A 19,523-nucleotide genomic window follows, 5' to 3' on the forward strand; every position below is an offset into this window, starting at 1 on the left:
AGACCCGGTGAGCCGCCCTACCGCGTGGGCTGGGTCGGCACAGACGGTTCGGGTTCGACCGGGTCCGGGGCCGACGTACGGCGGCGCAACGGCCGGGGGAGCGCGCGAAGCGCGCCGTGGCCCAGGCGGGAGAGCGGGTTGCCGGGAACGATCACACCGTCCTGCAACGTGATGGTGCGGCCGTGCGGGTCGAGCTCCATGCGGAACACGGTCGGCGCCTGACCGAAGGCCATCCGGGACGACCCGACGACGCGCTTACCGAGAATGTGGTTGCCCATGCCGCCGATGACCGCGCCGATGCCGAACGGCACGGCCTTGCCGAGCAGGCTGGCGCCGCCCTTGGCGGCGAACTGACGGATGAACGTGCGCTTCAGTTTGTCGGTGAGTGGGCCCATGATCGCGCGCGGCAGGCTCGTGGTGACGAGTTCGCCCCAGTACGCGGTGCGGGCGACGCCGCCTCCGGTGACCTGGCCGGCAAGCTGGCGCACGAGGTCGGAGCCTTCGTGCCCGAGCATCATGGTCATCACCAGCGCGCGAGCGCGCTCGGGGTCGTCGACGGTGATGCCGTGTACTTCACTGACGGACTGCGCGAACAGCGCCGTCGCCTCGAGGAAACCCGCCGTCTCCACGCCCGACAGGGCCAGGGTGATGCCGGTTCCGACTCCGGGGATCACTGCCGTCGCACCGACGGCGGCACCACCGCTGGTCACCGCGGCGAGATAGCGCCGTTCCAGAATCCGGACGAGCTGCTCCGGCGATGCATCGGGGTGGCGCCGGCGAATGCCCCGGATGTGCGCGAGGACGGCGGGACGCTGGATCGCCATGACCCGGTCGAATCCCGTCACGACGCCGGCGGGCAGCGGGCCGCCACCGGACGTTCCACCGGTGGGTGAGAGCAGGGGTGTGGGCTTCTTAGCCATGATGCAGTCCTCCTCGGGTGCAGAAGCACGAGTTTACGGGCCGAAACTGAGCATCCGCGAGGTAATTCCCAGCAGATAATTGCGCGCCAGGCGTGACGAATGGAGGCCGCGCAACGTCTCAGGCCGGTTTGACGCCGTATTCGGCGTTGTAGCGGGCGAGGACCTCGTTGATTGGCGCATCGAGCACCAGGGCGCCCTTGTCGAGGTAGAGGCCGCGCGCGCAGAACCGGCGTAGGTCGCGCTCGTTGTGCGAGACGATGAACAGCGTACGGCCGCCGGCGAGCAGCTCCTCAATACGTCGGTAGCACTTCTCCCGGAAGGCCTTGTCGCCCACGGCGAGGACCTCGTCAACGAGGATGATCGGCTCTTCGAGCCGGGAGATCACGGCGAATGCGATACGCACTTTCATGCCGCTGGAGAGATGTTTGTAGGGGGTGTCGATGAAATCGGCGATCTCGGCGAACTCGATGATCTCGTCGAACCGGGCATCGATCTGTTTGCGGGTCATGCCGTGCAGGCCCGCGGTGAGGTAGACGTTGTCACGCACGGTGAGGTCGTCGACGAAGCCGCCGGTGATCTCGATCAGCGGCGCGACGCCCTCGACGACCTCGACGGTTCCCTCGTCGGGCAGGACGACACCGGTGACCAGCTTGAGCAGCGTGGACTTGCCCTGCCCGTTGCGGCCGACCACGCCGATGGCTTCACCGCGCTGCACGGTGAACGACACGTTCTTCAGCGCCCAGAACTCGCCCGACCGGGTGCGCCGGCGGCTGCCGGCGAACAAGTCCTTGAAACTGCGGCGGCTCCGGCGGTTGCGGCGGAACCGGATGCCGACGTCGTGGAGGGAGATGACAGTGTCGGTCATCAGAGCTCCTTCAGCACGGCGCGCTCGGTGCGGGAGAAGACCAACAGGCCGACCCCGAGGAACACCAGCGACATGACGGCGCTGACGGCCACGACGAACCAGTCGAGCTCGCCGGGGAAGAACGCCGCACGGTAGAGGCTGAAGATGCCGCTGAGCGGGTTGAACGCGGCCCAGAAGTGCAACTGCTCCGGCAGGTCGCTGGTGCCGTAGATGATCGGAGAGGCATAGAAGAGGAAGCGGAGGATCAGCTTGACTGCACGCTCGAGATCGCGGAAGAACACCACGAGCGGGGCGACGATCAGGCCGACGCCGGCGGTGAGAATCGCCTGGATCAGGATCGCAAGGGGGAAGAACACTGCATCCGTGTTGATCTCGGCGCCCGAGAAGATGGCGAAGAGGATCAGCACGGGAATGGCGGCGATGAATTCAATGCCCTTGGAGAGCACCAGCCGGTTGACCCAAATGGTGCGGGGGATCCGGGTGGACCTGATGAGCTTGGCTTCCCGCAGGAACGCCCGCGTGCAGTCGGAGATCGCTCCGTTGAACCACATCCACGGCAATAGCGCGGCGAGGAGGAACACGATGTACGGTTCGTTGCCGACGGAGCGCTGGAAAACCTGGGTGAAGACGAACCAGTAGATGCCGGCCATCACGAGCGGATCGAGGATCGACCAGAAGTAGCCAAGGACCGAGGTGGAGTACCGAACCCGCAGGTCGCGCTGGGTCAGCAGCCACAGGGAATGACGGTACCGCGCAAACGGGGTGCGCTGTTCAGGACGCACCTGAGCGTAACTACTCACGCGCTCTATCGTATGGGAGCAGATCGGGGCACCGCGCCACTGGCGGCGGTGCCCCGATCGCGACGGATGATTAGACGAAGAGGTTGGCGCGCTCGAGGTCTTCGGCGAAGTCGACCTCGACGGCGTAGAAGTCAGAGATGTCGACGGGCTCGACGAGCATGCGGTTCTTCTCGATCGCGAGCTCGATGCCGCGCTCGAAGTAGTCCTGGTCGTCGACCTTGCTGAGGTGATGGATGAGAACGGCCTTGTCGGCGGCAGACACGTAGTTGATGCCGACGGCCTCGCCCAGCCCGTTCTTCACGGTCTTGGAGAGTTCCTTGATGTAACCCTCGGCGCTGGTCGTGTACTTGACTTCCTCGTCGGACACCTTGGACGTGTTGACCGTCACGAATGACTGGTCGCGCTTCATCATCGAAGCGGCACGGTCGAGGATCGCGGGATCGAAGACGACGTCACCGTTCATCCACAGCACGCCGCCGGTGGCGGAGGCGCGGAGGGCGCGGAGCAGGCTCTTGGACGTGTTGGTCACGTCGTACTGCTCGTTGTACACGAAGGAGGCCTGCGGGAACGCTTCGATGATGTGCTCGAGCTTGTAGCCGACAACGATGGTGACCTTGGTCTTCTTGCCGAACGCGTGCTCGATGTTGTCGAACTGCTGCTGCATGATGGTGCGGCCGTCGTTCAGTTCGGTCAAAGGTTTGGGCAGCGAGCGGCCGAGACGGCTGCCCATTCCTGCTGCAAGTATTACTACCTGGGTGGTCACGAATATCTCCTAAGAAAGATCTGGGTGGCCCCGCGGCGGCCTGGCATTATTGCCGAGTTTGCCTGCGGTTCACCCCTAAGTTCACGTATAGACACTTCGTTATGCCAACCTCAGACTAGCTGCATACCCTAGTCCGGGGGAAGGGATGCCACAATGCGTGTCCTGATCGTGACGATTAACGCCCTCGTGAATACGCCCTCAAAGGCCTTGTCGACTCAGCGAGGTCAGACGGTACTTGGTAGGTTAGCGGGGTGACTCCAGTGCCTCCGAACTCCGAGCCCGACGAGCAGACCCCGGTCTTGCCCGTTCCCGATACGGAGCCGGAACGCGAGGGTAGCGCCCCTGAAACGGATGCCCCTGCGGACCGCCCCCATGAGCCTGCAACTCCCAGCGTGGCCGCGCCGACAACCGACGCCAAACCGCCCCGCAAGACCCCGGCGAAACGTGCACCCCGCACGAGCGTGCCGCGCCTCGTTGCGCCCCCGACCCTTGCTGCCGCCGCCGAAGCTGCCGACGCGGATGCCGCGACTCCCACTGACGCCGCTGCGTCCACGCCCGACGGCGAAGCCGCCCCGGCCAAGCCGGTGCGCACCACAACCCGAGCCCCGAGGCCGCCCGCAAAGCCTCGCGCCGCCGGGACGCGTGCTCCGGCCAAGAAGAAGCCCGCCGCAACCAGCGCAGGCGCTGCCGCAACCGCAGCCGCATCCGAAGCTGCGGTGGGCGAGCCCACCACTTCGCAGGACGCCGGGGCGGAGCCGTCGGAGGTTCAGCGCTCCGAACCCGCCACCGCTGCCGCACGGGTCACGGTGAGCCGTACCCCCGCTGCCCGCAAGACTCCGGCGAGGGCAACCGCGAAGCCGCCTTCTGCCAAGGCCACTCGTCTGCCCGCCACCACGACGGCAACCGCCGACACCGCTGACGCCGTCGAGGCTGCCGCCGCGAGCGAACCCTCAGCGGCCCAGGCAGCCGGGTCGGAGCAGCCGGCGAGCACGGCTGCCCGTGCCGGCACGAGCCGGCCGGCCGCCGCCAAGGCTGCGGCCGCCAAGGCCGCCGCGGCGAAGTCGGAATCCGCAGCAAAGGCGGGCGCTGCCCGCGCGGCCGCCACCAAGTCCGCAGCGGCGAAAGCCGCCGCCGCCCGGTCCGCAGCAACCGCTGCAGCGCGGGCCGCCACGGCCGCGGCTGCTGCCGGTGCCGCTTCACGCGCAACGTCCGGCGCTGAGCCGGATGCCGGTGCAGGCCAGCCGACGACCACCGACGCGTCCGCCACGCCTGAGCCCACCGCCTCGGTACCGGTGACGACTGAGCAGGACGCCAAGTCCAAGCCCGCCGAGCAGGTTGCCAAGGCCAAGCCCGCCGAGTCGGTGGCTGCTGCGGCCACGCCCGCCGAGCCCAAGCCGGCCGACACCGGGTTGCCGGCTGCCCCCGAGGGCGTCGCCGCGACGGTGCCGCCTGCAGCCACGGCCGCCGAGCCCGCGCGCACCGAGCGTCGCCCGTTCTGGCGGCTGAACAGGTCGGCCCAGAAGCCGTCCGAACCGGTCCCGGCGCCCCCGGTCGCTGCCGCAGCGGCCGTCACGACCCCGGCCGTCACGCCCCCCGTCGCCACCCCGCCGGCCACTACGCCCCCGGCGGTCGTGGCCAAGGCCGCGCCGCAGATCACTGAGGTCGCACCTGTTGCACCTGTTGCACCGGTCGCTCCGGCCATAGCGCCGGCGCCGCGCGTGGCCCCCGTCACCCGCAAGCCGGTCGCGCCTCGCACCGGCGCATCCGCCGTCATCCGCGCCGACGCTCCCGTCGAGATCGCTGTCAGCGGCCTCAACAAGCGTTTCGGCCAGAACGTCGCCGTCGCCGGAGTCAACCTCGAGGTGCGCGCCGGATCGTTCTACGGCATCGTCGGACCCAACGGCGCGGGTAAGACCACGACCCTGTCGATGATCACCGGGCTGCTCCGCCCGGACTCGGGCACGATCAACGTGCACGGCATCGACGTCTGGGCCGACCCCATCGCCGCCAAGCGGGCCATCGGGGTGCTCCCGGACCGGCTTCGGCTGTTCGACCGGCTCACCGGCGCCCAGCTGCTGTACTACTCCGGCGTCCTGCGCGGACTCGAAGCCGAGACCGTTCGGGCCCGTTCGGCCGACCTGGCCGCCGCCTTCGGGCTGGAGAGCGCCCTCAACCGCCTTGTCGCCGACTACTCGGCCGGCATGACCAAGAAGATCGCCCTCGCCTGCGCCATGATCCACTCGCCCCGGGTGCTGGTCCTCGACGAACCGTTCGAATCCGTCGACCCGGTGTCGGCGGTCAACGTCACCGAAATCCTGCAGCGCTACGTCGCCAGCGGGGGAACGGTGATTCTCTCCAGCCACGGAATGGACCTCATCCAGCGGGTGTGCGACCACGTGGCGATCATCGTGCAGGGATCGGTCCTGGCGTCCGGAACGATCGACGAGGTTCGCGGCAACGCGTCCCTCGAAGAACGCTTCGTCGACCTGGCCGGCGGACGAAAGGTTGCGGAGGGCCTGGAGTGGTTGCACAATTTCTCGGACTGAAGCTGAGGCTTCTCGCCAATCTCTTTCGGCGTAGCCCCTGGCAGGTCGTGGGAGTTGCGCTCGGGCTCCTCTACGGGCTGATCGTCGCCGCCGCGCTGGTGGCCATGCTCATCGCGTTCCGCGCCGTCGACGACATCGGCGCCATCCGTGACGGCCTGATCGTCGTCGGTTCGGTCGTGGTACTCGGGTTCTTCCTCGTGCCGCTGATCTTCGGCGTGGACGACAGCATGGACCCGCGCAAGTTCTCCACCTTGGGCATCCCCAACAAACAGCTCGCGTTCGGCCTGGCCGTCTCGTCGCTGGTCGGCGTACCCGCCACCACCCTGGCGCTGGTTTTGCTCGGCACCATCGTGACCTGGTCCAGGGGGCCGGGGGAGACCCTGCTCGCTGTCCTCGCGGCGGCACTGCTGTTGGCCACGTGCATGCTGGCCTCCCGGGTGAGCACCTCGCTGGCGGCGTTCATGCTCTCCACCCGCCGTGCCCGCGAATTCACCGGCATCATCGGCATCCTGCTCATCGTCATGATTACCCCGGTGGTCGTGCTGTTGGTCAACGTGGACTGGAGCCGGTACGGCCTGGACATGCTCGGCGGGTTCGCCGCCATCCTGGGCTGGACACCGCTGGGTGCCGCGTGGGCCGTTCCCGGCGACGCGGCCATGGGCGACTGGGGCGACTCCCTCCTCCGGCTGCTGATCGCCGCGGCGACCGTGTACCTGCTGTGGCTGGCCTGGCGGGGGTTGGTGGCGCGGATGCTGGTGACGCCCGGCCGTGAGGCGCAGGCCCGCGCATACGGCGGCCTGGGCTGGTTCGACCGGATGCCGCACAACCCGATCGGTGCCATCGCTGCCCGCAGCATCACCTATTGGGGCCGCGACCCGCGCTACTGGGTCTCCCTGATCATGATCCCGATCGTGCCCGTCCTCGTGATCCTGCCGCTGGCGATCGCGGGCGTGCCCATCGACTACCTGGCGCTGGTGCCGGTTCCACTGATGTGCGTCTTCCTCGGCTGGACCCTGCACAACGATGTCGCCTACGACCACACGGCGATCTGGTTGCATGTGGTCTCCGGTCCGCGCGGCGTGGCCGACCGGGTCGGCCGGCTCGTTCCGGCTCTGTTCGTCGGTATCCCGTTGATCGGACTCGGGTCGGCCATCAGCGTCGGCGTCTACGGCGACTGGGCCGTGCTGCCGGCCCTGCTGGGCGTGAGCACCTGCATCCTGCTCGCTGGGCTCGGCTTCTCCAGCTTCACCTCCGCTCGGTTCCCGTACCCGGCCACCAAGCCGGGCGACAGCCCGTTCGCCCAGCCGCAGTCGTCGGACACCGCGGCGGCGATCATCCAGTCGTTCACGTTCGTGGGCTCGATCATCGTGGCGATCCCGGCGATCGTGTGCGCCGTGCTGAGCATCTTCGTCGACCCGATCTGGACCCTGCCGGCCCTGTACTGGGGCCTGGGCATCGGCTTGCTGATGCTGATCTGCGGGGTGTGGGCCGGTTCGCGCACCTTCGAGCGTCGTGGGCCCGAAATGCTCTCCTCCGCATTGCGCGCGTAGCTGTTTACACTTGACGTTATGACACACGACACTCGCGCGAGCATTGCTGACCCCGGCCAGGGCCCCGGAACCGGCGGCGGAACCTCGACCCTCGACCGCGAGCTCGAAGAACTCCTCAACCAGGAGCAGATCGAGCCTGGCGACCACGAACGCTTTTCGCACTACGTTCCCAAGGACAAGATCCTCGAGTCCGCCCTCTCCGGCAAGCCGGTGAAGGCACTGTGCGGCAAGAAGTGGCTGCCGGGCCGCGACCCGGAGAAGTTCCCGGTCTGCCCGACCTGCAAGGCCATCTATGAAAAGATGAAGCAGGACTAACCGTCGTCCGCCCCATCGAGACGTGGTGATGTGCCCGCGACTGGCTGGTTGTCGCTTCGTCGTGACTACCGCGCTTGGCGACTAACGGTAGACGGTCGGGATGACGGCGTCACCGCGGCCAAGCCGGAACGCGTCGATCGGTAGTTCCCGCATCGCCGCAGCGTGGGTCTCCCGGGCCAGGTGGGTGCCCGCAGCCCCCAGGTAACGCTCGTCGACGACGCCATCCACCATCAGCGGCACCAGCAGGGCGCGCTCGACGAAGCCGTCGGGGCCGGGCTGGGGCAACTCGGCCGGCGGCGCGGTCGGGCCGTTGGCATCCACCAGCACCACTTCTTCGCGGGCGGTGCCGGTGGCGTCTAATCGACGCACGGCGCTTTTGCGGCCGCCGATGGACGCCTTGGACGCCGACGTCTTCGCTACCGACACCCAGTCGCCGTCGTTGTCCTTGTGCGCGACGAGCTTGTAGACCATGCCAGCCGCCGGGGCACCGGACCCGGTGACGAGGGAGGTGCCCACGCCGAACGCGTCCACCGGCGACGCGGACAATGCCGCGATGGAGTATTCGTCGAGGTCGCTGGTCACGGTGATGCCGGTGTTCACGGCGCCGAGGGAGTCCAGCTGGGCGCGAGCGGCGGCTGCGACGGTCGGCAGGTCGCCGGAGTCGATGCGGATCATGCCGAGGCCGGGCCCGGCCACCGCCACCGCCAGTTCGATGCCGCGTTCGATGTTGTAGGTGTCAACGAGCAGCGTGGTCGAGCTGCCGAAGGCGTCGACCTGGGCGCGGAAGGCATCCTCCTCGCTGTCGTGCAGCAGGGTGAAGGAGTGCGCGGCGGTGCCCATCGTGGGAACACCCCAGCTGCGGCCGGCCTCGAGGTTGCTGGTGGAGCCGAAGCCGGCGATGTACGCGGCGCGGGCGGCCGCGACGGCGGAGTACTCGCCGGTGCGGCGCGAGCCCATCTCGGCCAGTGGCCGGCCCAGGCTCACCGACACCATGCGTGCGGCAGCGCTGGCCACCGCACTGTCGTAGTTGAGCACACTGAGGATCAGGGTCTCGAGCACGACGCACTCCGCGAAGGTGCCGTCCACCTGGATCAGCGGTGAGCCGGGGAAATAGGCGTCACCCTCGCTGTAGCCCCAGATGTTGCCGCTGAACGAGTAGTCCGCCAGCCAGTCCAGGGTCGGCGGGCGCACGACGTTGTTGTCCCGCAGCCAGTCGAGCTCGGCGTCCCCGAACCGGAAGTCCGCGATCAGGTCGAGCAGTCGGCCGGTTCCGGCGACGATCCCGTAACGCCGCCCGGCGGGCAACCGCCGGGCGAAGGCCTCGAACATGCACTCCCGGTCGGCGGTGCCGCTCTGGATCGCGGCATCCACCATGGTGAGTTCATAACGGTCGGTTCGCAGTGCTGAAGACTCGGTCACGCGGGCAAGCCTAGCCGCCCCACCGCCCACCATGCTGTAGCCGACGGGGGCGGTTAGAGGGCGCCGAACGCGACGATGCAGTTCTGGCCGCCGAAGCCGAACGCGTTCACCAGGGCGTGCTTGATGGGCTGGATGCGCGCGGTCAGCGGCGTGTAGTCCAGGCCGCACTCGGGGTCGGGGGTGCGCAGGTTGATCGTGGGCGGCACGATGCCGTTCTTGATCGACAGCGCGCCGATCAGGGCGGAGAGGGCGCCGGCGGCACCGATCATGTGCCCGGTCATCGACTTGGGCGCGGTGATCGAGATCTTGTCGGCGAAGTGGCGCAGCGATTGGCGGATGGCCAGGGTTTCGGCCTTGTCGTTGGCCTGGGTGGAGGTGCCGTGGGCGACGATCATGTCGATGTCGGCCGGGTTGAGCTTGCTCCGGTCCAGGGCCCGGGTGATGGCCTGGCTGGCGTACTGGCCGGACGGGTCCGGCGCGACGATGCTGAAGCCGTCGCTGGTGAGCGCACCACCGAGCACCTCGGCGTAGATGCGGGCGCCGCGGGCGCGGGCGTGGGAGAGCAGCTCCATCACGAAGACCACTGCGCCCTCGCCGAAGACGAGGCCGTTGCGGTTGGCATCGAACGGGCGGCTGGCCTCGGTGGGCTCGTCGTTGTGGGTGGAGGCGGCGTGCATGGCGTTCAGCCCGGCGAACATCACCGGGGTGATGGCGGCTTCCACGCCGCCGGCGATGACGACGTCGGCGTCACCGGTGACGAGCATGGTGCGCGCCTCGAGCAGCGCGTAGGCGCCGCTCGCGCACGCCAGGGCGCTGGCGTTCACCGGGCCGTGTACGCCCAGGTCGATGGCGATCTCGCAGGCGGCCATGTTCATCAGCGACTGCGGAACGAAGCGGGGGGAGATGCGGCGGGGGCTGCCGGCGTTGACGTGCTCGGTGGCGTCCTGGATCTCGGCGTAGCCGGAGACGGCGCTGTTCACGATGACGGCAGTGTGGATGCCCTCCATCGACGGGCCGAAGCCGGCGTCGGCGACGGCTTCACGGGCGGCGGCGATGGCCATCTGCGAGGCGCGGGAGGCGCGCTTGACCTGCTTGATCGACATCCGCGTGGCCGGGTCGAAACCCTTGACCTCGCCGGCGATCTGGGTGGGCAGGTCGGTGGCGTCGAACTGGGTGATGCGGGCCACGCCGCTGCGTCCGTTGGTGAGGCCGTCCCAGGTTTCGGTCCAGGAATTGCCGAGCGGGGTGAGGGCTCCCAATCCGGTGATTACGACTCGATCATTCATGACGATCATCTCCTCAGACGGCGCGAGGGACGTCTCCGGTGCGGGCTCTGTCTGGTTGACCTGGCCCACATGCCGAGTGTAGTTACGGGTATATGCGTCTCAACGTACGTTGGAGCGTTCTGGGTATATAACGGTGTCACGGCGGGGTGAATGCCGAACCCGGCTAGGCTTGATTGTCGTGACGGATGCACCGATTGGGATTTTCGACTCCGGCGTCGGCGGGTTGACCGTCGCCCGGGCCATCAAGGACCAACTGCCCAACGAGTCGATCCTCTATATCGGCGACACGGCCCATTCGCCGTACGGGCCGAAGAAGATCGCCGATGTACGCGAGTACGCCCTCGAGGTTCTCGACGACCTGGTCGCCCAGGATGTGAAGTTGCTGGTAATCGCCTGCAACACCGCATCCGCGGCCGTGTTGCGGGACGCCAGGGAGCGCTATAGCGTTCCCGTGGTCGAGGTGATCCAGCCGGCGGTGCGCCGCGCGGTGGGCACCACCCGCAATAAGCGCGTCGGCGTAGTCGGTACGGCGGGCACCGTGAACTCGAGGGCCTACAACGACGCCTTCGCCGCGGCCACCGACATCCAGCTGTTTTCCCAGGCCTGCCCGCGGTTCGTGGAGTTCGTCGAATCCGGCGTCACGACGGGCGACGAGGTGCTGCGGGTTGCCGAGGAATACCTCGCCCCGCTCAAGGCCGCCGACGTCGACACCCTGGTGCTCGGCTGCACCCACTACCCGTTCCTGCGCGGCGTGATCTCCTACGTGATGGGGGACGCGGTGACGCTGGTCTCCAGCCACACCGAGACCGCGAACGACGTCTACCGGGTCCTCGTGGGCCAGGGCCTCGAACGGGTCGTTGCCGCACCGCCCAGCTACCGCTACGAGGCCACCGGCGACAGCGCCGACGAGTTCCTGCGCCTCGCGCATCGGCTGCTCGGCCCGGAGATCTCCCGGGTCGACCTGGTCGCGACGGGCACCATCAGTCTCAGCGAGGTGGCCAGACTGGCCGCGTCGTCCACCACACCGCGTTTTTTCAAGGAGAACCCGTGACCGACATCCTGCGCGCCGATGGCCGCACCAACGACCAGCTGCGTCCCGTCACCATCGAACGCGGCTGGAGCGACCAGGCGGAAGGCTCCGCACTGATCTCCTTCGGACGCACCAAGGTGCTGGCCACCGCGTCGTTCACCAACGGTGTGCCGCGCTGGATGGCCGGCAAGGGCAAGGGCTGGGTCACCGCCGAGTACTCGATGCTGCCCCGCTCCACCAACTCCCGCATGGACCGCGAATCGGTCAAGGGCCGCATCGGCGGCCGCACCCACGAGATCAGCCGGCTGATCGGCCGGAGCCTCCGCGCCGTCGTCGACATGAAGGCGCTTGGTGAGAACACCATCGTCATCGACTGCGACGTGCTGCAGGCCGACGGCGGCACCCGCACCGCGGCGATCACCGGCGCCTACGTGGCCCTGGCCGACGCCTTGGAGTGGGGCCGGGAGAAGAAGTTCATCGCCCAGAAGGCCCAGCCGCTCACCGACAGCGTGGCCGCCGTCTCGGTGGGCATCATCGCCGGGGTGCCGATGCTCGACCTGGCGTACACCGAAGACGTGCGCGCCGAGACCGACATGAACGTCGTCGTCACCGGCCGCGGCAAGTTCATCGAGGTGCAGGGCACCGCTGAGGGCGCCCCCTTCGACCGCAGCGAGCTCGACTCCCTGCTCGACCTCGCCCTCGGTGGGGCGATCAGCCTCACCGAACTGCAGAAGACCACCCTGGGCCGCTGAGATGCGCGTCGTTCTCGCCACCCATAACGCCCACAAGGTCGAGGAGCTGCGCCGCATCCTCGCGCCCATGCTCCCCGACCTTGAGGTGCTGGCCTACGACGGCCCGGAGCCGGTCGAGAACGGCGCGACCTTCACCGAGAACGCGCTGATCAAGGCGCGCGCCGCGGCCGCGCACACCGGGCTGCCGGCCATCGCCGACGACTCCGGCATCTGCGTCGACGTGCTCGGCGGGTCGCCGGGCATCTTCTCCGCCCGCTGGGCCGGACCGGCGCGTGACTCCGAGGAGAACCTGCGGTTGCTGCTCTGGCAGATCAGCGACATCGCCGATGAGCATCGCGCCGGGCACTTCACCTGCGTCGCCGCGCTCGCCCTGCCGAACGGTGTCGAGCGCGCCGTCACGGGGGAGTGGCCCGGCCGGATCCTGCACGCCCCAGCGGGTGGCGGCGGCTTCGGCTACGACCCGATCTTCCAGCCCGACGGGCACGACGTGTCCGCCGCCGAATTGGCCGCCGAGGTGAAGAACGCCGAAAGTCACCGCGCCATCGCGTTCGCGGCGCTCGGACCCGTTCTTACCGAGCTTTTAGCAGACTGATCAGGGATTGATATTCTCCCCGGTGGGGATGCGTCGGTTGCTGAGAACGGCACTCATTCCCATCTAGCGGCGGGGCTGGCTTTCGCCCCTGCGGGCTCGTAGCGTTGAACCATGGGCCACGATCACGCATCCGCTTCGACGCGCAATCGCGCGCGCCTGTCAATCGTGATCGGCCTGGTCGCGTCGGTGCTGATCATCGAAATCATCGGGGCCTGGTTCACCGGCTCCCTGGCCCTGCTTGCCGACGCCGGCCACATGTTCTCCGACCTCGCCGGGCTCATCATCGCGCTCACCGCCACGGTGGTCGCCGCGCGCCCCGCCACCGACCGACAGACTTTCGGCTACCAGCGGGCCGAGGTGTTCGGCGCGATGATCAACGGGCTGATCCTGCTCGTGGTGGCCGGTTTCGTCGTCACCGGCGCGATCGGACGGCTAGCGTCCGGCGATCGGGCCGAGGTGCTCGCCGGGCCGATGCTCGTGGTCGCCGTGATCGGCCTGGTCGCGAACATCGTCGGGATCCTGCTGCTACGCCCGGCCGCCGCCGGATCGATCAACATGCGCGGCGCCTACCTCGAGGTGTTGGGGGATGCGCTGGGCTCGGTCGCCGTGATCGTTGCCGCGGTCGTCATCCTCACAACCGGGTTCGCGCAGGCCGACGCCATCGCGTCGCTCGTGATCGCCGCCATGATCGTGCCCCGGGCATTCGGCCTGCTGCGCGACGTGGTGCAGGTGTTCAGCGAGTCGGTACCGGCAGACACCGATGTGCGCGCCATCCGGGAGCACCTGGAGGGCACGGCCGGGGTCGTAGCGGTGCACGACGTGCACGTGTGGGCGATCACCTCGGGTTCGCACGTGTTCAGCGCCCACATCGTGGTCGAGCCCGAACTGCTGGCTGCCGGCCGGTCCGGCGAACTGCTCAGCGAACTCTCCGAGTGCCTGTCACACCATTTCGACGTCGAGCACTCCACGTTCCAGCTCGAACCCGCCGACCATGCGGCGGATGCGGAACACGAGCACCACTCGCACCGCTGATCGCCTCTGACCGGCGGAGGTGTGCGGCCCGGCGGTCGGGTCAGCCCTCGTGCTTGCCGTCGTTGTTCGTGTCGAAGGTCTCCGGGTCGAGCACGAGCTTGTCCGGGTCGACGGTGCCGCCAGCGCGGGCTTCGCGGCGGGCCTTCACGGTGGACTGGATGTAGTGGTAGATGGTGGGGATCAGGGTGACCACCACGGCGCCGAGCAGGATCAGGTCGATGTAGTCGCGCACGAAGTCGGCCAGCGGCGGGATGTAACCGAGGAAGTAGCCGAAGAAGGTGAGCCCGGCGCCCCAGATCATGGCGCCGATGAAGTTGTACAGGCTGTACTTGCGGTAGTCCATGTGCCCGACGCCCGCGGCGACCGGGGCGAAGGTGCGCACGATCGGCACGAAGCGGGCCGCGATCACGGCAAAACCGCCGAAGCGGACGAAGAACGCGTTGGTGCGCTGGACGTTCTTCACGCTGAACAGGCCGGATTCCTTGCGTTCGAACACCCGCGGGCCCAGGCGGTGGCCGATGAGGTACCCCACCTCACCGCCGAGGAAGGCCGCGGCACCGATCGCCAGGGCCACCCACCAGATGTCGATCTTGATGATGTCGAAGAAGACGAACAGGCCGGTGATGACGAGGAGGGTGTCGCCGGGGAGGAGGAAACCGATGAGCAGGCCGGTCTCGGCGAAGACGATCGCACACACACCCAGCAACGCCCACGGCCCAAAGCCGTTGATGAGGATCTCCGGGTCGAGCCACGGGATGAGTGCGGTGTTAATCACGAAGAAAACTCCAGTCGTCGGCGGCTAGATCGGCCGGTCGGCGTTGATCACGTGCGTCGCTACAGGTTATCGCGTTCTGATTGTGGAAGGCCTGATGAAGGGGTGGGCTAACCCCCCAATGTGTTGGAGGTATCCCTACCCTTTTCGCGCTTCCACGCGGTTGTTGGCACGGTCGGCGAGCCAAGTCCGCAGACCGAACACTATCGACGCCGTGATGAAGAACCCGGCGATGATGTAAGCGGCACTTTTCACACCGGGGATCGCGGCGGCGTAGTACCCGGTGAGGGTGATGCCGACACCCCAGGCGAGCGCCCCGACGAGGTTGCTGGAGAGGAATTTGTAGTAGTTCATCCGGCCGACTCCCGCGACAACGGGGACGAACACCCGGGCCCACGGCATGAACCGGGCCACAACCACGGCCCACCAGCCGTATTTGAGGTAGAACGACTCCGTCTTCACGATCATCTGCTGGGTGCGCCGGCCGCCGCGTCGATCGAGATACCCGCGACCGTAGCGCCGGCCGAGCAGGAAGCCCACCTGGTCGCCCAGGAACGCCGCCACCCCCACACCCACGGCGAGCACGACGATGTTCAGGCTGGACGTGGACGCGGCGACCAGTCCGGCGCCGAACAAGAGGGAGTCGCCGGTGATGAACGGGATGAACACCCCGAGAAACAGGGCGGTGCCGGCGAACACGAGCCCCCAGACGAGCAGGTAGAACACCACGACGCCCGCGCTCGCGACGAAATCGCTGAGCTGGCCGTCCAGTGCCGCGGCGCGCAACATCGGCTAGCGCGCCAACCCGTCGAAGACCGCGCCGTTGTAGGTGAACGCCGCATCGACCTCGGCGACGAGGGTGTCCACGTCGGCGGGCGGAAGCGACAGGGCGTTCAGCTTGTCGCGGTAGGCACGCTTGTACTGCACGATGTTGTTGATCGCGTCGAACCGGTAGAACCCCAGCTGCTCAGGGGCCGCCCCGTAGTACCGGGCGACGAGGGCCGCGATGGCCTGGCCACCGGACAGGTCGCCCAGATACCGGGTGTAGTGGTGGGCCAGGCAACGCACACTGTCGGCGCTGGTGAGCGACTGCAGGTGCGCGATGTACGCCGTCGTGGACGGCAGGGGCGGATGTTCGCGCCGCCAGTCCTGTACCCCGAGGGCGGCCAGGTCACTCTCAATGGCCGGCAGGCGGTCCAGCGCGGGGTCGAAGATCTCGCTGCGGTCCACCTGCGAGACCCGGTCGACCAGCTGCTCGAGGGCCTCGTAGACCCAGGCGTATTGGCCGAGGTACCGGGTGTAGTCGGCGAGGGACAGGGCGCCGCTCATCAGTTCGGTGATGAATGAGCGGGTCTCGGTGTCCCGGTGTTGGCTGCTGGAGCTGGCCCGGAGGTAATCGGCCAGACTCGGCTGCTGGTCCATGCTGTGCTCGGTGCGTGCTGGGGTCGCGGGCATGAGAACCGATCTGCTGGAGGACGAGTAAGGCAATCCTAACTTAACCGCTTGGCGGTCGTCGGAATTGGGGGGATTCTCGGTGTGCAGCGGAATCGGACGGCATCTGAGTGCCGACAGCCGAAGCCCGTCGGTGCGGGAGAAGGGACTTGAACCCTCACGCCTTCCGGCACAGGTACCTAAAACCTGCGTGTATACCAATTTCACCACTCCCGCGAGTGCGGATCCAGTCTAGAGGGCGCACGTCAGACGTAGCCGGTCGGGCTCCGAGCACCGAGTCGCAAGGGTTTCCGGCCCACCAGATCCCGGCCTGTGGATAACTTGCACGCGCTGCACCGTTCCTGACGCAGGCTGTCCTTCATGAGCGAGGCTGTGCGCATCATCACCGAGCAGGTGCGGATGCGTGTGCGCCGCGACGGCGTCGACCTGGGCGCCGATGTCGGCCTGGCCGACCAGTACGTGCGCGACGAGGTGCGCCGTTACAGCGAGCGGGCGCTCGGCGGGTCGATGCCGCTCATCGCCGACGAGTTCCAGGCCGCCAGGGAAGTGGTCGCCGCCCTGACCGGGTTCGGGGCGCTGCAACCGTTCCTGGACGACCCCGAGATCGAGGAGATCTGGATCAACTCACCCACCCGAGTCTTCATCGCCAGGGACGGCGTGCCGGAGCTGACCACGATGGTGCTCACCGAGCGCGAAGTGCGTGACCTGGTCGAGCGGATGCTGCAGGCCTCCGGCCGTCGGGTCGACCTGTCGTCGCCGTTCGTGGACGCCTCCCTGCCCGATGGGTCCCGGCTGCACGTGGTCATCCCCGACATCACCCAGAAGCACTGGGCGGTGAACGTGCGCAAGTTCACCCGCCGCATCCGTGACCTCACCCAACTCGTGGCCCTTGGCGCACTGACCCAGCCGGCCGCCGACTTCCTGCGGGTATGCGTGCGCGGCGGGCAGAACATCCTGGTCTCCGGGGCCACCCATACCGGCAAGACCACGATGCTCAACGCCCTGCTGTCGGCCACCCGCCGCACAGAACGCATCGTGACCGTGGAGGAGACGTTCGAACTGAGTGTTGGCGCGCGTGATGTGGTGGCGATGCAATGCCGGCAACCGAGCCTGGAGGGTGCGGGCGAGATCACCCTGCGCCGCCTGATCAAGGAGTCGCTGCGGATGCGGCCCGACCGGCTGGTGGTGGGGGAGGTGCGCGAGGCGGAGAGCCTCGACCTGCTCATCGCGCTGAACAGCGGACTCCCGGGCATGTGCTCGATCCATGCCAACAGTGCCAGGGACGCGCTCGGCAAGCTGTCGACCCTGCCGCTGCTGGCCGGACGGAACATCGATTCCGCGTTCGTGCTGCCCACCGTGGCCGGATGCATCGACATCGTCGTGCACTGCGAGATCGACCGGCACGGCCGCCGTCGGGTGACGGAGATCATCGCGCCGAGCGGACAGTTGACCGGGTCCACCATCGAGGCCAGTCCGTTGTTCCTGATGAAGGACGGCGTGCTCGAACACACCGGCGGCTTCCCCACCAAACTCGCCAAGTTCCGGGCCGCGGGCCTGGACCCCGCCGAGGTGCTGCGGAGGGGAGCGGCATGATCCTGTTGTTGGGCAGCCTGCTCGGAGCCGGGCTGGTGCTGATGAGCGCACCGCTGCTGTGGCCGGCCAGCCGGCCGGGCACCCGGGGTGGCCGGCTGGCGGCCGGCTGGCGGGCCCGCCTGGCCCAGGCCGGGTTCGGCACGTTGCCGCTGTCGGTGTTCGCGACCCTTTCCACGGTTCTCGCCGTGGCAGCGGCGGCGCTCGCCGAGGCGGTGCTTGGCGTGCGCGCCCTCACCGTCGTCGCCGGGGTGGTCTGGCTGATCCTGCCCACCCTGATCGTGCTGTGGCGGGCCAGGGCACGCCGCCGCCTCAACCGCGCCGTCTGGCCGGACGTGGTCGACCACCTCGTCTCGGCGGTGCGCTCCGGCCTGGCTCTGCCCGATGCCGTGAGCAGCCTGGCGCAGGCCGGCCCAATGGCCACGCGTACCGCCTTCGCCGAGTTCGAACGCGAATACCGGGCCACCGGCAACTTCGGTTACAGCGTCGACCGGCTCAAGGCATCCCTCGCCGACCCGTTCGCCGACCGGTTGCTGGAGACGCTGCGAATGGCCAGGGAGGTGGGCGGCAGCGACCTCACCGTGGTGCTGCGCAGCCTGTCCAGCTGGTTGCGGCAGGATGCCGCGGTGCGCGCCGAGGTGGAGGCCAAGCAATCCTGGGTGGTCAATGCCGCCCGGCTGGGGGTGGCAGCGCCGTGGATCGTGCTCGTGTTGATCAGCTCCCGGCCCGAGGCCGCGCAGGCGTTCAACACCACTGCCGGCACCGTCGTCATCCTCGGCGGTCTCACCGTGTCGGTACTGGCCTACCGGGTGATGCTCGCCCTGGGGCGTCTCCCAGAGGAACGCCGGTGGTTCCAGTGACCGCGCTCGCCTGGGGAGCGTTCTTCGGGTCGGTGCTCGGCATCGGGCTCTGGTCCCTCGTGAGCCTCACCCCGCGGCTGAGCCGGCCCCGGCTCGCGAACCGGCTGGCGCCCTACCTGCTCGATGTCTCGGCTGAGGCCCGGGTATTCGTGGGACGGCGTTCGGTCGACCCGATCCCGGTGCTGGGCACCCTGTTCTCGCCGGTGTTCGACGCGCTCGCCCAGGCCTTGGCTGGCGTGCTCGGCGGCGCCGACGTCATCGAACGCCGGCTGCGCCAGTCCGGCTCGATCCGGACGGTCGAGGCGTTCCGCTCCGAGCAACTGGTCTGGGGGCTGCTGGGCCTGGCCGCCGCCCTACTCACGGTGCTCGGCACTCCGCTCGGCCGCAGCTGGCCGCTGGTGGTTCAGGTGGCGACGCCAGGACTCGCGGCCGCAGCGGGCGTCGTGTTGCGGGACGTGCAGCTCAAGCGTGCCGCTACGGCCCGCCTCGCCCGGATGGACAGCGAGTTGCCCACCATCCTCGAATTCCTCACCCTCTCGCTCGCGGCCGGCGAAGGTATCCTCGATGCCCTCCGCCGGGTGGCGCGCAGCACGTCGGGGGAGCTCTCGCGCGAGTTCGCCGGCGTGATCGGCGACGTGCACGCCGGGGTCTCCGTCACCACGGCGCTCACCGAACTGTCCCGCCGGATGCGCCTCACCTCACTCACCCGGTTCGTGGACCAGGTCGTCGGGGCGATTGATCGCGGTTCTCCGCTCGCCGAGGTGCTCCGCGCGCAGGCGCAGGACGGCCGCGAGGAGGCCAAACGCCATCTGCTCGAAGCCGCCGGCAAGAAAGAGGTGGCGATGATGGTCCCGCTGGTGTTCCTGATCCTGCCCATGACCATCGTGTTCGCGATCTTCCCCGGCCTGTTCGTGCTGCAGGCCGGCTTCTAGACCCACCCGACCAGACCCACCCGACCAGACCCATCCCGCACCATCCG

Annotated in this window: 19 protein-coding genes and 1 tRNA gene; 10 read left to right on the top strand and 10 right to left on the bottom strand. The window is 68.3% G+C overall.

The genetic code is table 11. The annotated features are described in order from the left end of the window. Positions 1–17 precede the first annotated feature (17 nt). From ACU5E9_RS18635 to ACU5E9_RS18650, 4 genes are all read right to left on the bottom strand, one after another. A complete protein-coding gene (locus ACU5E9_RS18635) occupies positions 18–920 on the bottom strand; it encodes a hypothetical protein (RefSeq protein ID WP_456811376.1) in 903 nt (300 codons plus the stop codon). Positions 921–1,038: 118 nt separating this feature from the next. Beyond that, positions 1,039–1,785: an ABC transporter ATP-binding protein gene (locus ACU5E9_RS18640; RefSeq protein WP_456811377.1), complete on the bottom strand. Its 747-nt coding sequence runs from the start codon at positions 1,783–1,785 to the stop codon at positions 1,039–1,041. Beyond that, complete coding sequence (locus ACU5E9_RS18645; protein WP_456811378.1) at positions 1,785–2,585, bottom strand: ABC transporter permease; 801 nt, start codon at positions 2,583–2,585, stop codon at positions 1,785–1,787. The genes ACU5E9_RS18640 and ACU5E9_RS18645 overlap by 1 nt, the downstream gene beginning before the upstream one ends. A 70-nt stretch (positions 2,586–2,655) precedes the next feature. Further along, the gene (locus tag ACU5E9_RS18650) at positions 2,656–3,348 is read right to left on the bottom strand and encodes a phosphocholine cytidylyltransferase family protein (protein WP_265399573.1); all 693 of its coding nucleotides are present in this window, start codon (positions 3,346–3,348) and stop codon (positions 2,656–2,658) included. Positions 3,349–5,066: 1,718 nt separating this feature from the next. On the opposite strand from ACU5E9_RS18650, the gene ACU5E9_RS18655 reads away from it, so the two are divergent. The 3 genes from ACU5E9_RS18655 to ACU5E9_RS18665 are packed head-to-tail and all read left to right on the top strand — an operon-like array spanning position 5,067 to position 7,759. Then, positions 5,067–5,894, top strand: a complete 828-nt coding sequence (locus ACU5E9_RS18655) for an ABC transporter ATP-binding protein (protein WP_456813578.1) — start codon at positions 5,067–5,069, stop codon at positions 5,892–5,894. A 47-nt stretch (positions 5,895–5,941) separates the two neighbouring features. Then, positions 5,942–7,444, top strand: a complete 1,503-nt coding sequence (locus ACU5E9_RS18660; protein WP_456811379.1) for a hypothetical protein — start codon at positions 5,942–5,944, stop codon at positions 7,442–7,444. An 18-nt stretch (positions 7,445–7,462) separates the two neighbouring features. Then, complete coding sequence (locus tag ACU5E9_RS18665) at positions 7,463–7,759, top strand: DUF3039 domain-containing protein (RefSeq protein ID WP_265399575.1); 297 nt, start codon at positions 7,463–7,465, stop codon at positions 7,757–7,759. 81 nt (positions 7,760–7,840) lie between these two features. Here ACU5E9_RS18665 and ACU5E9_RS18670 read toward each other — a convergent pair whose 3' ends face one another. Continuing rightward, entirely contained in the window at positions 7,841–9,178 is a 1,338-nt protein-coding gene (locus ACU5E9_RS18670) for a nicotinate phosphoribosyltransferase (protein ID WP_456811380.1), read from the bottom strand. A 53-nt stretch (positions 9,179–9,231) separates the two neighbouring features. Next, positions 9,232–10,464, bottom strand: coding sequence for a beta-ketoacyl-[acyl-carrier-protein] synthase family protein (locus ACU5E9_RS18675; protein ID WP_456811381.1), 1,233 nt, complete (start codon positions 10,462–10,464; stop codon positions 9,232–9,234). A gap of 178 nt (positions 10,465–10,642) precedes the next feature. Here ACU5E9_RS18675 and murI point away from each other — a divergent pair, with 178 nt between their 5' ends. From murI to ACU5E9_RS18695, 4 genes are all read left to right on the top strand, one after another. Continuing rightward, entirely contained in the window at positions 10,643–11,515 is an 873-nt protein-coding gene (murI, locus tag ACU5E9_RS18680; protein ID WP_456811382.1) for a glutamate racemase, read from the top strand. Further along, positions 11,512–12,246 (top strand): ribonuclease PH, encoded by a 735-nt coding sequence (gene rph, locus ACU5E9_RS18685; RefSeq protein ID WP_456811383.1) that lies wholly within the window; start codon positions 11,512–11,514, stop codon positions 12,244–12,246. The genes murI and rph overlap by 4 nt, the downstream gene beginning before the upstream one ends. Position 12,247: 1 nt before the next feature. Further along, positions 12,248–12,838 carry an RdgB/HAM1 family non-canonical purine NTP pyrophosphatase gene (gene rdgB / locus ACU5E9_RS18690; RefSeq protein ID WP_456811384.1) on the top strand — a complete coding sequence of 197 codons (591 nt, stop codon included), beginning with the start codon at positions 12,248–12,250 and terminating at the stop codon, positions 12,836–12,838. Between the two features lie 111 nt (positions 12,839–12,949). Beyond that, entirely contained in the window at positions 12,950–13,870 is a 921-nt protein-coding gene (locus ACU5E9_RS18695) for a cation diffusion facilitator family transporter (RefSeq protein WP_456811385.1), read from the top strand. 40 nt (positions 13,871–13,910) lie between these two features. Here the strand turns inward: ACU5E9_RS18695 and ACU5E9_RS18700 are convergent, their stop codons facing one another. The 4 genes from ACU5E9_RS18700 to ACU5E9_RS18715 form a co-directional block, all read right to left on the bottom strand. Continuing rightward, positions 13,911–14,645, bottom strand: coding sequence for a DedA family protein (locus ACU5E9_RS18700; protein ID WP_456811386.1), 735 nt, complete (start codon positions 14,643–14,645; stop codon positions 13,911–13,913). Between the two features lie 135 nt (positions 14,646–14,780). Continuing rightward, a complete protein-coding gene (locus ACU5E9_RS18705; RefSeq protein ID WP_456811387.1) occupies positions 14,781–15,431 on the bottom strand; it encodes a DedA family protein in 651 nt (216 codons plus the stop codon). Between the two features lie 3 nt (positions 15,432–15,434). Beyond that, the gene (locus tag ACU5E9_RS18710) at positions 15,435–16,097 is read right to left on the bottom strand and encodes a biliverdin-producing heme oxygenase (protein WP_456811388.1); all 663 of its coding nucleotides are present in this window, start codon (positions 16,095–16,097) and stop codon (positions 15,435–15,437) included. 131 nt (positions 16,098–16,228) lie between these two features. After that, positions 16,229–16,310: transfer RNA gene (locus ACU5E9_RS18715), tRNA-Leu, on the bottom strand. 144 nt (positions 16,311–16,454) lie between these two features. Here ACU5E9_RS18715 and ACU5E9_RS18720 point away from each other — a divergent pair. The 3 genes from ACU5E9_RS18720 to ACU5E9_RS18730 are packed head-to-tail and all read left to right on the top strand — an operon-like array spanning position 16,455 to position 19,476. Next, a complete protein-coding gene (locus ACU5E9_RS18720) occupies positions 16,455–17,687 on the top strand; it encodes a CpaF family protein (protein ID WP_456811389.1) in 1,233 nt (410 codons plus the stop codon). Further along, entirely contained in the window at positions 17,684–18,544 is an 861-nt protein-coding gene (locus tag ACU5E9_RS18725; RefSeq protein WP_456811390.1) for a type II secretion system F family protein, read from the top strand. The genes ACU5E9_RS18720 and ACU5E9_RS18725 overlap by 4 nt, the downstream gene beginning before the upstream one ends. Beyond that, a complete protein-coding gene (locus tag ACU5E9_RS18730; RefSeq protein ID WP_456811391.1) occupies positions 18,532–19,476 on the top strand; it encodes a type II secretion system F family protein in 945 nt (314 codons plus the stop codon). Before ACU5E9_RS18725 ends, ACU5E9_RS18730 begins: the two co-directional genes overlap by 13 nt. The last annotated feature ends 47 nt before the right edge of the window (positions 19,477–19,523 follow it).

Source organism: Cryobacterium sp. AP23, from assembly GCF_054075385.1.